Annotated in this window: 9 protein-coding genes, 6 tRNA genes and 1 rRNA gene; all 16 read left to right on the top strand. The window is 35.2% G+C overall.

Annotated elements, in window-relative coordinates; all coding sequences use genetic code 11:
* Nucleotides 1-67 (top strand): 16S ribosomal RNA (locus C1Y58_RS05145); the annotation flags it as partial.
* Nucleotides 68-137: 70 nt separating this feature from the next.
* Nucleotides 138-209, top strand: a tRNA-Gly gene (locus C1Y58_RS05140).
* Between the two features lie 59 nt (nucleotides 210-268).
* Nucleotides 269-353, top strand: a tRNA-Tyr gene (locus C1Y58_RS05135).
* A gap of 13 nt (nucleotides 354-366) precedes the next feature.
* Nucleotides 367-452 (top strand) — tRNA-Leu (locus C1Y58_RS05130).
* Between the two features lie 41 nt (nucleotides 453-493).
* Nucleotides 494-569, top strand: a tRNA-Phe gene (locus C1Y58_RS05125).
* An 11-nt stretch (nucleotides 570-580) separates the two neighbouring features.
* Nucleotides 581-651, top strand: a tRNA-Gly gene (locus tag C1Y58_RS05120).
* A 4-nt stretch (nucleotides 652-655) separates the two neighbouring features.
* A tRNA-Gly gene (locus tag C1Y58_RS05115) sits at nucleotides 656-727 on the top strand.
* A gap of 102 nt (nucleotides 728-829) precedes the next feature.
* A complete protein-coding gene (locus C1Y58_RS05110) occupies nucleotides 830-2,200 on the top strand; it encodes a L,D-transpeptidase (protein WP_105614895.1) in 1,371 nt (456 codons plus the stop codon).
* 178 nt (nucleotides 2,201-2,378) lie between these two features.
* Nucleotides 2,379-3,746, top strand: coding sequence for a sulfatase family protein (locus C1Y58_RS05105; RefSeq protein ID WP_105614894.1), 1,368 nt, complete (start codon nucleotides 2,379-2,381; stop codon nucleotides 3,744-3,746).
* A 21-nt stretch (nucleotides 3,747-3,767) separates the two neighbouring features.
* A complete protein-coding gene (locus C1Y58_RS05100) occupies nucleotides 3,768-4,493 on the top strand; it encodes a helix-turn-helix domain-containing protein (RefSeq protein WP_105614893.1) in 726 nt (241 codons plus the stop codon).
* Nucleotides 4,494-4,507: 14 nt separating this feature from the next.
* Nucleotides 4,508-5,884, top strand: a complete 1,377-nt coding sequence (locus tag C1Y58_RS05095; protein WP_105614892.1) for a sulfatase — start codon at nucleotides 4,508-4,510, stop codon at nucleotides 5,882-5,884.
* Between the two features lie 236 nt (nucleotides 5,885-6,120).
* Complete coding sequence (locus C1Y58_RS05090; protein WP_242985329.1) at nucleotides 6,121-7,908, top strand: B12-binding domain-containing radical SAM protein; 1,788 nt, start codon at nucleotides 6,121-6,123, stop codon at nucleotides 7,906-7,908.
* A gap of 217 nt (nucleotides 7,909-8,125) precedes the next feature.
* Complete coding sequence (nth, locus tag C1Y58_RS05085) at nucleotides 8,126-8,761, top strand: endonuclease III (RefSeq protein ID WP_105614891.1); 636 nt, start codon at nucleotides 8,126-8,128, stop codon at nucleotides 8,759-8,761.
* Between the two features lie 49 nt (nucleotides 8,762-8,810).
* Complete coding sequence (locus tag C1Y58_RS05080) at nucleotides 8,811-10,796, top strand: GTP-binding protein (protein ID WP_105614890.1); 1,986 nt, start codon at nucleotides 8,811-8,813, stop codon at nucleotides 10,794-10,796.
* Nucleotides 10,786-12,069 carry a bifunctional folylpolyglutamate synthase/dihydrofolate synthase gene (locus C1Y58_RS05075; RefSeq protein ID WP_157949957.1) on the top strand — a complete coding sequence of 428 codons (1,284 nt, stop codon included), beginning with the start codon at nucleotides 10,786-10,788 and terminating at the stop codon, nucleotides 12,067-12,069. Before C1Y58_RS05080 ends, C1Y58_RS05075 begins: the two co-directional genes overlap by 11 nt.
* Before the next feature lie 138 nt (nucleotides 12,070-12,207).
* Entirely contained in the window at nucleotides 12,208-12,936 is a 729-nt protein-coding gene (locus C1Y58_RS05070) for a LytR/AlgR family response regulator transcription factor (RefSeq protein ID WP_105614888.1), read from the top strand.
* Nucleotide 12,937 lies beyond the last annotated feature (1 nt).

Here is a 12,937-nt window from a genome sequence, read left to right as displayed (position 1 = left end):
GTCGATGACTGGGGTGAAGTCGTAACAAGGTAGCCGTATCGGAAGGTGCGGCTGGATCACCTCCTTTCTAAGGAATAAAGTTTTGAAAGCGTCAGCTTTACAAAACTCAAAATTCATGATAGTACGTTCAGTGACACGCGTGAGTGGCTCAGTGGTAGAGCATCGCCTTGCCAAGGCGAGGGTCGCGGGTTCGAATCCCGTCTCGCGCTTTACGGCATTTATTCTTAATGGCTTACTGTTTTTAGCAAAGAATAAAAGTCTATTATATGGAGGGGTTCCCGAGTGGCCAAAGGGGGCAGACTGTAAATCTGTTGTCTACGACTTCGAAGGTTCGAATCCTTCTCCCTCCACCATTTAAAGTTTTAAGCCGGAGTGGCGGAACTGGCAGACGCACAGGACTTAAAATCCTGCGATCTTTACCGATCGTACCGGTTCGATTCCGGTCTCCGGCATTGACTTTTAAATAAATAATTGATATAATACTTTTTAATAAGCCCAGATAGCTCAGTCGGTAGAGCAGAGGACTGAAAATCCTCGTGTCGGTGGTTCGATTCCGCCTCTGGGCACCATAATTTCATATGCGGGTGTAGTTCAATGGTAGAACACCAGCCTTCCAAGCTGGATACGTGGGTTCGATTCCCATCACCCGCTTTTTGCGTGAGTGGCTCAGTGGTAGAGCATCGCCTTGCCAAGGCGAGGGTCGCGGGTTCGAATCCCGTCTCGCGCTTCATTAACTCTTCAGTTATAACTGAAGAGTTTTTTAATATTTAAATTTATATGACATTTGTTCTAAAGAGTACATCCATACATAAAATAGAATAGAGTAGTGATGTATAGTATATGGTTAGGGATGGATGTGATAAAATTGATTAAGGATTTCAAGCGATACATAGTATTAATAATTGTACTAATAATCATCGCTTGTTTTGTCATCATTATCGAAAACATGGCTTTAACAACAGTAGAAATTGATGATGACCAAGCTATACTACATATTAACTTTTTATTTCCTATGGAACAGTTACCTATTGATGACTATATTCATATAGAGTCTGAATATAATCATTGCAATTACCAATACAGCTATGATTGGAAGGATAGCAATGAATTGGTACTGGTCATTAAGGAATTAGACTATCCAAAGGGGCAGAGAGTTGACATAGAAATTAATGATTTACCAACCAAGCTACTATTTGATAAACGCTATGAGCAAATGGTTCAATTTGAATGTCAACCTGAATTGATCGACATACAACCTAAAGAAGTAATTCCAACTAGCGGTCCAATTAATTTAGTGTTTAATACGCTAATGGATGAGAGGAGTTTAGTTAAAAATATCGAAGCTGATTTTGACTATGAAATATATCCTCTTAAATATTATGATAAAGATGGTAAGGTAATTGATTATAGCCATTGGATCATGTATCCTAATGAAGCGCTTAATGAAAATAGTGAGTATTCCTTTGTATTAAAGAATATAAGCAGTTTTAGCGGTGATGAAATGGAAGAAGAGGTGGAGGTTAAATTTGTGACAGCTAAGAAGCCTGGAATACTTAATGTGGAGATTGACGAAGGCTTTGACACAACAAGCATCTATCCTAAGATTGTTATTCAAGCAGACACGATTATTAAAAAAGGAAGGGTCCGCTTTCAAAATATGACTGGAGAAGTTAAGATAGAGAATGATAAAATGATCTTCCTACCAGATGGTCTCTTAGAAGAGAATACGGATTACAAAATGAGTCTTCAAGTGATGAGTATTGATGGGGAGTGGAGTGAAGAACAGGAATATGACTTTAAAACCATGTCCATTAAAGATGATCAATTGTGGGTAGAGGTTATACTGGGTGATCAACAAGAAGTAATTGTTAAAAGAGGCAAGGAAGTTATTCGTAAAATGCCATGTTCTGGAGGGACAGAAGAATCGCCATCGGTATATGGTACCTATTACCTACAGGACCGTGGTGATAAATTCTTTTCACCTAGATTTGGTCAAGGAGCCCATTATTGGGTACGTATAACGGAGCAATATTTATTTCATGGAGTACCCTTTGATGAAGAAGGAAATATGATTCAAGAAGAGCTTGAAAAAATCGGTCAACCAGCTAGCCATGGATGCATTCGCCTTCTCGATGAAGATGCTAAATGGTTCTACGAACATGTACCTCATAATACCATGGTACTTATAAGAGATAAATAAATAAAGAATGATTATAAAGGCTAAGTTTAGTGGAGTTCATTTAAACTTAGCTTTTTTTGTATACAATGCTTATTGACTTTCGAGCTTGATAGTTATAAAATAAGGCTAACGAATAAAGTTACATATATATAATTTTTAGTTACATATATGATACTATATTAAATTAGGAGGAATAAAAGTGAAGCAAAAACAACCCAATATTTTATTTGTCTTTTCGGATCAACAACGCTGGGACACTCTTGGGTGCTATGGGCAACAATTACCCATAAGCCCTCATCTTGATACCTTAGCAGAAGATGGCACACTTTTTAAGCATGCTTTTACTTGCCAACCAGTCTGTGGTCCTGCCAGGGCATGTTTACAAACAGGGCGTTATGCTACAGAGGTAGGTTGTTATAGGAATGGCATCGAGTTACCGAAAAACAGTGATACCATAGCTAGTCGTCTAAAGGATGCAGGCTACCAGGTAGGTTATGTAGGAAAATGGCATTTAGCAAGTACCGTATGTGATCCAGTTCCTGAGGAAATGCGAGGAGGATATACAGATTATTGGATAGCTTCGGATGTTTTAGAGTTTACTTCAAATGGTTTTGGCGGTTATATGTGGAATGCAGACAATAAAAAAGTAGAATTTAAGGGGTATCGTGCAGACTGTACGACAGATTATGCATTAGACTTCCTCGATGGTGTGGACAAAGAATCGGAGGAGCCATTTTTCCTATTCTTATCTTACATTGAACCTCATCATCAAAACGATGAGAACCGTTTTGTAGGACCAGAAGGTTCTATAGAAAAATACAAAAACTACGAGCTTCCAGAAGATTTACATGGAAAAGATGGGGATTATAAAGAGAACTATGAAGAATATTTAGGCGCTTGTGCTAGCATTGATAGTAATGTTGGACGTTTAGTTAAGAAACTAGAAGAAAAAGGATTGCATGATGATACGATTATTATTTTTACCAGTGATCATGGATGCCATTTCAGAACGAGGAATAAAGAGTATAAGCGCTCTTGGCATGAGAATGCAATTCGTATACCGATGATTATAAATGGACCAGGTTTTAAAGGCGGTAAAGTAGTGAATGAGCTTGTTAGTTTATTAGATTTACCAAAGACCATTATTGATGTAGCAGATGCACATCCTACAAAGAGTATGCAAGGAGAATCCTTAAAAAAACTCATGAGAGAAAATACTACTTGGCGGGATAATGTTTTTGTACAAATAAGTGAAAGCTGTGTAGGGCGTTCTATACGTACAAGTAGGTGGAAGTATGCTATCGTGGACCCTAATAAAAATGGAAGTAAGGATTCAGAAAGTGATACATACATGGAATGGGAAATGTTTGATCTTGATAATGATCCATTTGAAAAAAATAATTTGATTGAATGTAATGAGTTTAAAGAAGTGAGAAAAGAATTAGCTGATATCTTAATAGATCGAATGATAAGAGCTGGAGAAAAATCACCTAAAATAATTCAACATGATAAAGTATGTTATAATAAAAAAAGAGTAGAATACGAAAAAAACAAAGATCATGAATAACAACAGTTAGGTGGTAAAAGTATGCAAGAAAAATCTTCGGCTCCAGCATTAGCTAGAGGACTAGAGATACTCGAATATGTTGCTAGCAAAGGTGAAGTTACTTTCAATCGAATAAAGGAAGAAACAGGGTATCATGCAACGACTCTAAACCGTCTATTAAAAGTATTAATTGAAAAAGGATATTTGGCTAAAAACAGTACAGGGTATTGTTTAGGCACCCAAGCCTATATACTCTCTAAGCAGAATAATATATGGGATAATCTTGTTAAGACATATCACCATAAGATGGTAGAACTTAATGCGAAGCATCATATAACATTTATTTTGGTTGGATTTGATAATGATACAATGGTAGTTTTGTCAAAAGTGATAGCCCCTGCAAATTTAGCAATGCTTGAAGTAGGCGATAAAAGTACAGATCTAGCTAATTTCCCATGGGGGATACTTTATTTAGCGGAGCAAGAGGAAAGTTCACGTAAAGAGTTAATGGATAAAAGTTTGACTTATAAGAAGAGAGAGATGGAACGAGTGACCGAGGGACAGATAGAAGAACAGATTCAACAAGCTAAAAAAGAAGGCGCTGTAGATGATCAAGGTTACTATTTTTCTGGAAGAAGGTTTGCAGTTCCTATTCGATCTAAGTCTGGCTATCTATTAGGTGCTTTATGTTCAGGAGTTTTTAAAGAAAAAGTAGATGACATTAATATAAAAGAATTAATCAATGATATGAAAGAAAATATTCAGTGAAAATAGGTGAAGAGATGAAACCGAACATTTTATTTATTCTAATCGATGATATGGGGTGGCGTGATTTAGGTTGTTATGGTAGTGAGTTTTATGAATCACCAAATATTGATCAGCTCGCAAAGGACGGACTACTCTTTGATAATGCTTATGCTGCCTGTCCTGTCTGCAGTCCAACAAGAGCTAGTATCTTAACTGGAAAATATCCGGCTTCATTAGAGTTAACCAATTGGATTGGTGGAAAAACAAGAGGGAAATTAATTGATGCGCCTTATATTGATCACTTACCTCTTGAGGAAAATAACATAGCTAAGTCATTAAAAGAATCAGGGTATGCAACTTGGCACATAGGGAAATGGCATCTTGGCAAAGAACCATTTTATCCACAGCATCAAGGGTTTGATGTGAATATTGGAGGATGTCATTGGGGACATCCGTGGAAAGGCTATTTTAGTCCCTACTCCATTGAAAACCTAGATGATGGTGAATCAGGAGAATACTTAACAGATCGTTTAACAAGCGAAGCTATCAACTTAATTGAAAAACATGAAGAAAATGAGCAACCTTTCTTTCTCAATCTGTGGTACTATACTGTCCATACACCTATACAAGGGAAGCAAGAATACATAACATATTTTGAAGAAAAAGCTGAGAAGATGGGATTAGATCAGGTTGAACCCTATGAAATAGGTGATACATTTCCATGTGAGCACAAAAAGGATAAAAAGATTACTAGACGAATTATTCAATCAGATCCAGCCTACGCTAGTATGATTAAAAGCCTAGATGAAAATATTGGTCGATTAATTAATACTTTGAAAGAAAAAGAGTTATACGACAACACATTAATCATCTTTACATCCGATAACGGTGGTTTAGCTACAGCAGAGGGGTCTCCCACTTGTAATGCGCCTCTATCTGAAGGGAAAGGATGGATGTATGAAGGTGGGGTAAGAGAACCATTAATTATGCGTTATCCAGCTCTTATTAAAGAAGGCATAACTTCTCAATATATCACCAGTACTGATTTCTATCCCACAATTATGGAGTTGATTGGAGAACCACAACCGGTAACCATTGATGGAAAAAGTATTTTACCTGTTTTAAAAGGAGATGACTTTAAAAGAGGACCTATCTTTTGGCACTATCCTCATTATGGGAACCAAGGTGGTACGCCGGCTGCATCTATTAGAGATGGTAACTATAAACTTATCTACTTCTTTGAAGAGGAGTGCTATAAACTCTATGATTTAGAGAAGGACATTGAAGAGAAGTTTGATTTATCAGGAACACAACCAGAAGTTGCAAAAAAGCTACATGATTTGCTTTTTAAATGGTTAGAAGATGCGAAGGGGAAAATACCAGAAAAAAATCAAGAATATATACCATGGTAAGTGTACATAATAATGAAGCACATAATAAGTGAAAACGGTAATTATGATTATCCGGTAACACTTATTATGTGCTTTTTCTATATCCCCTTTAGTTATGTCGAAAAGTATGCTAAAATACTAAATACTGAGGTACTATGTTTATTAAACAGTGTAGCTTAAATTAAACATTAATGATATTGATTGTTTGATTTATGAAATTTATAGCAATTGATTGAATGATAAAAGAGACATGTATAATGAAAGAATGTGATAAAATGAAAGTCCTATTAACTGCAATTAACGCAAAATATATCCATACATCACTAGCATTACGCTATTTAAAGAGATATTGTAAAACTTATACAAGAGATTTATATTTAAAAGAGTACACCATCAATAATTCAATGGATTATATACTCAGTGAATTATACCTTGAAAAACCTGATATCCTTTGCCTTTCCTGTTACATTTGGAACATAGAAATGATTAAAGAACTTACGACTGAGTTCAAAAAAGTTTCACCAAAGACAATGATAGTTTTTGGTGGACCAGAAGTTTCTTATGAATCAAAAGGATTTATGGAAAACTATAAAGATGTGGACATTGTGATTGTTGGTGAAGGTGAAGCAACTTTTAATAAACTCATGGAAGTGTATATTGATCAAAAGGGTGATTTGTCTGAAGTGCCTGGAATTGTCTATCGACAAGGAGAAACACTTCATGTGACAACCAAAGGACCGGCTATGAACATGGATGATATACCTTTCCCTTATGAGGATTTCAGTGAATTTCAAAACAAAATCATATATTATGAAACAACGAGAGGATGCCCCTTTAACTGCCAATATTGTTTATCATCAACTGAAAAAGGTGTGCGCTATCGATCATTTGATTTAGTTAAAAATGAATTGCAGCTCTTTTTAGATCATCGCGTGATGCAAGTTAAATTTGTGGACCGAACTTTTAACTGCTCCAAAAAACATGCTCTTAATATATGGAACTATTTAATGAATCATGATAATGGGTATACCAACTTCCATTTTGAGATTTCAGCTGATTTATTAGATGAAGAGACCATTGATATATTAAAGGCTTCTAGGCCAGGTTTGTTTCAATTTGAAATAGGTGTTCAATCAACGAATCTGCAAACCATAGACTATATTAAAAGAAAAATGGATTTTGAGGTGCTTAGTGAAAAGGTGAAAAAAATAACTGCTCTAGAGAACATTCATCAGCATTTAGACTTGATAGCTGGTTTACCTGGTGAAGACTATGAATCCTTTGGGCGTTCATTTAATGATGTGTATGCTTTAAAACCTGAGCAACTCCAATTAGGTTTCTTAAAAGTACTCAAAGGATCTGGTTTATATTATGATCAGGAAAAGTATGGTTTAGTGTATCGTGATCATGCACCTTATGAGATTTTATATACAAAGGAAGTATCCTATGATGAAATGCTTAAGCTTAAAATGATTGAGGAAATGGTGGAAGATTACTATAATAGTGGTCGATTCATTAATGGTATTACCTATCTAGTATCATTATTTGATTCACCCTTTAAATGTTTTGAGGAATTAGCTGAATTTTGGACAGAAGAAGGTTACCATCATTTAAATCATAGTAAATTAGCATACTATGATCATCTAGTAGAATTTTATCACAAAAAGTTTAGTGATGATGATCAAGTCTTTATATGCTTATTGTTATTTGATCTATACTATCATGAGAAAGCTAAAAAGCTTGCAGATTGGATGCGTCCTCTTCAGATTGCGGACTATGAATTAAGTATACGTGAATTCTATCAGGATCCTCTTCTTGTAGAACGGTATTTACCAGACTATGAGGAATTGAATGCAAAACAACTTAGTCGTAAAGCTCATGTTGAAGTCTTTCCTATAAATGTACTGGCTTGGTTAAAGGATGGGAAGATTCAGAAGAGGTTAACTGCTGTATTATTTGATTATAGTAGTAAGAATCCAATCATTAATAAGGCTAAATTGAGTGATGTGACGGCTCATATTATAAAAGTAGAGGATAGAAGTTAATCTTACTAATAGGGGCAAGCAAGCATAGACACCCCATACCTACTTTCGGTATCGAACTGGTCGAGTGTATAAAGAACTTAGATTATTTCTTGGGGCAAAATATATCATCAGCAACGATATGTATTATTTAGAACCAATACTAGTGTTGTAGGAATCTGTACTAGAAAAGTATTAAAAATAGAATATTGATAATTCCATTAGAAAGGTGGGTTAGACCATGAAGAAAAAAGTGAAATTGGTAATAGATGCTTTGCAAGAGGCTTATCCGGATGCTCATTGTGAGTTGAACTATCAAACACCATTTCAATTATTGATAGCTACGGTATTATCGGCACAGACAACGGATGTGAAAGTAAACGAAGTAACGGCTAAGTTATTTAGTGATTACCCAACCTTAGATGATTTTCTTACTTTTAGCCAAGGTGAAATTGAGGATTATATTAAGAAGCTAGGTTTATATCGTAATAAGGCTAAAAATATTTATCAGTTATGCAGGCAATTAAAAGAAAAATTTAACGGGGAAGTACCTCCTGAGATGGATGAATTAACGAGCTTAGCTGGCGTTGGTCGCAAGACAGCTAATGTTGTAATGAGCAATGCTTTTAATAAACCGGCGATTGCTGTTGATACCCATGTGTTTCGTGTATCCAACCGTATTGGACTTGTGAAAGCTAAAGACGTTAATAAGACGGAACAACAATTAATGGAGGCTATTGATGAGGAACTATGGTCATTAACCCATCATTTACTGATCTTTCATGGAAGAAGATGTTGTGCATCAAGAAAGCCTAAATGCGAGATATGTACAATAAAAGAGCAATGCAGTTATTTCCAAGGTAATAAAGAGGCTTAAGGTTTGATTGTAACAAGGGGTTAACAGAGATAGAGGATAAGGTGGGGAAATGAAAACAATTAACATAGGTTTATTGGCACATGTTGATGCCGGGAAGACCACTACAGCTGAACAACTTATGTATGTAACCGGTGCTATTAAAGAATTAGGAAATGTGAATAAGGGGTCATCAACGCTTGATTATAATGACATTGAAAAGCAAAGAGGTATAACTGTTTTTTCTGAGCAAGCTGAACTGATTTGGAAGGATCAACGAATTAATATTATTGATACACCAGGGCATGTGGATTTTGCACCTGAGATGGAAAGAATGTTGAGTATTTTAGATGGAGCAATCCTAATCATATCTGCTGCAGAAGGTATTCAAGCTCATACTGAAACCATATGGTACATGCTTAGGGAAAATGATATACCTACCATAGTTTTTATTAATAAAATGGATCGTATAGGCATTGAAATGGATGCCCTTATCCGAGATCTTCAGCGATTAGATAATAATTTATTGAGTATACAGCATTATAAAGGTATAGGGGAAAGCTTTCAAGGGATTGAATCATTGATTGACGGATTAAGGATCTATGATGAACTTGTCGAACCGATTATTGAAAGTGACGAGAGACTATTAGAGAAGTATTTAGAAGAAGTTAAGATTCAAGACAAAGAACTTGCAGGCAGTTTGAAAAAGAGTATTAAAGAACGCAAAATAATACCTGTTTTATATGGATGTGCAAGCAGAGGGATAGGAATAAATGAGTTATTAGATGCAATGAGCAACTTATTTTCGCCTTATGAGCCGGTACATCAGTTAGAGCAGTTTAGTGGATTAGTCTATAAAATAAAGATGCACCAACAATTGGGAAAACTTAATTATGTCAAAGTATTAAGTGGTTCTCTTCGTATTAGAGATACGATAACTATTGATGATGAAGATTATAAGGTTACATCGCTGCGAAAATTTAGTGGAAATAAAGCATCCCTTGTTGATGAATTAGTTGTTGGTGAAATTGGTGCTATTACAGGGATTAAGGATCTTAAGATTGGACAAGTTATAGGTGAGAAAGTTGACTATATGAATGATTGGAATATTGAACCAGTTCTTGGGACAAGAGTTTTGTATGAAAACGATCAAAAAAATGAGGTTGTAAAGCTTTTGGATATTTTAAATGAGGAAGATCCCTCACTCAATTTTCAGTATGATTCTCAAAGAAAAGTCCTACAGATAGCCATTATGGGAATGATTCATATGGAAGTATTAAAGGAGCATATCCAAAATCGGTTTCATATAACGGTTGACTTTGAAAAGCCTTTTGTTCATTATAAGGAAACGGTCACTGATAAAAGTACAGGCTTCTGTCACTTCGAACCGAAAAAGCACTTTGCTGAGGTAGAGGTAGAGATTGAACCAAATGAGACTGGGAAAGGTATTCAGTATGTTTCAAAATATAGTGTAGATTATCTGCCAGTTCAATACCAGAAGGTTATTGAGCAAAATATACCCGTTGCATTAAAACATGGCGTTTTATTAGGGGCGCCAGTTACGGATGTGAAAGTACATTTAATTGCTGGACAGCATCACCTTGAACATACCCATGGTGGTGATTTTAGAATGGCTACAATTCGAGCTATTCAACAAGCCCTCACTAAAAATAACATACAGATACTTGAACCTTATTATGCTTTTCGAGTTATTGCTACTCAGGAGTTGTCAGGAAAAATAATGTCTGATTTCTTACAGATGAAGGGGCAGTTAGATGCTACAGAACAGATTGATGACAAGGCGATTATTAAAGGAATCGTCCCCATAGCTACTTCGATGGATTATCCTATTAAGTTAGCGTCCTTAACTGGTGGCAGAGGGATTATCCAATATAAATTTCATTCCTATCAACCATGCCATAACTCGGATGAAGTGATTACTGATGAAGCTAATGTTATTGAACGAGATGAGAAATTATATAACAGTATCACTATCTTGAGAGAAAAAAAGAAAATGAAAAAAGTGGTGATGACCGATGAGGTGTCCTATGATAATTGATGAGGCAATAGCGTATTTAGAACAATTAAATCCCTTTAGTATGAAATTAGGTTTGGATCGAATGAAAACATTGTTAAACTATCTTGGTCAACCACAAGATAAAATAAAGTGTATTCATATAGCAGGAACCAACGGAAAAGGTTCTGTTTCAGCTATGTTAACAAATATTCTAAAAGTAGCTGATTATAAGGTAGGTGTTTTCAATTCTCCGCATTTAGCTAGCTATAAAGAATACTTGACTATCAATGGTCAAATGGCATCTGATGATATATTTTGTGAGATTGTAGAAGTTGTGAAATGTGCTTCAAATAAAATGGTTGTTGATGGTTACGAACAGCCTACTATTTTTGAGGTATTAACAGCAATGGCATATCTATTTTTTTTCAAAGAAAAGGTAGACTACGCTATCGTTGAGGTTGGTTTAGGTGGAAGGATGGACTCCACCAATGTAATACGTAACCCTTTATTAGCCATCATTACAACCATTGATTATGATCATATCAACATTTTAGGCGATACCATTGAAGCCATTGCGAGGGAAAAAGCAGGCATAATCAAAAAAGGATGTCCTGTGATCACCAGCAACTCCAATCAAGATGTACTCAATGTGATAAAAGAAGTTGCAGTGAAGGAAAAAGCACCTTTCTATCAAGTCAATCCTATATATAAAGTAATTGTTGAGAAAGTTAATGGAAGCTTATTTGAGTTAAATCAAATGCAGTACTTTGTCAGCTTACCAGGTGGGGTTCAAGTCCTCAATGCTGCTTTAGTTATCAAAGCTATAGAAATAATGAACGAAGAAGGTAGCTTAAAAGTTACTAGTGAGCAAGTACAAAAGGGCTTAAAAAGTGTTGAATGGATGGGAAGACTTGAGAAAATAAAGGAACAACCTGATGTGATACTGGATGGATGCCATAATGATAGTAGTGTTGATAATTTAGTTGATTATATAAAGAAGTTTTATAGTAAACGTAGAGTTATCTTACTAACTTCCATGTTAAGAGATAAAAACTATGAGCGTAACTTAAGAAAGCTTTTTAGCGTAGCGCGCGATGCTGTTATAACAGAAATTCCTAACAATCCAAGGGGATTAACCTTAGAAGAGATGGAGAAAGCTTTAAGCATTCATGAATCTGACAATAAAAATATTCACTATGTAAGAGCTTATCAAAGTGCTTTACAAGAAACACTGGGTTTAGCTGGTGAGAGTGATGTCATTATTGTTGCAGGCTCCTTCCATTTAGTCGGTAAAGTTAGAAAAATTTTAGTATAATTTAATAAAATTGAGATAAAAGCTTTATATACAGCAATTAAGATGATAAAATAGTGATGGACATATGAGAAGTTAAACATATGAGGATCAGTTAAGTACCATATTGAAATATAAAGATGGCCATTAGGGGGTGGAAGCGTGTATTTAGTAGGTATTTGTGATGATGAACTTGTTCAGGTAAATGTCATACAAGAATATATTCAAGACATTTGTGATGAAAAAGAAATAGATGTGAAGCTATTTCTAGCCTCTAGCGGTGAAGAACTATTGAAGATTGCTAATACTCAACAATTGGATATTGTCTTCTTGGATATAGAAATGGATGGTATAGACGGTTTAGAAACTGGAAAAATGATTCGAGATCAATTTGAAGATGTAGTTATCGTATTCATAACTGGTTTCAAGGATTATGCTCTTGAGTCTTATACGATAAAAGCATTTAATTATATTATGAAGCCTCTGACGAGAGAAAAGTTTACAAAGAACTTTATAGAGGCAAAAAAGAGAGTCGATGATATACGTTTCATCAATGAAAATGAGAAGAATTTCATTGTCAAACATAAAGATGGTATGTTGAGCTTAAGATACAGCGATATTTTTTATTTTGAAAAGGATAGCAAGAATATTAATGTTATCTGTCAGAGCGATATATTTACGTACAGATCAACCATTAAGGAACTTAAAAGTATGATTGAAAGTGATGATTTTATTCAATGCCATCAAGGGTATATCATAAATATGAATAAAATAACAAATCGTAAAGAAAATGCTCTAGTTTTAGGGGGAATTGAAACAATTATTCCCATAGGAAAGACTTACCGAAGACCAGTGATTGATGCCATTGAAAAAAGGCTTCTTATGAGGTGAT

It is taken from the genome of Vallitalea okinawensis (assembly GCF_002964605.1).
In the GTDB taxonomy this organism is placed as follows: domain Bacteria; phylum Bacillota; class Clostridia; order Lachnospirales; family PQDH01; genus Vallitalea_A; species Vallitalea_A okinawensis.
This window is presented reverse-complemented; position numbering and strand designations above follow the sequence as displayed.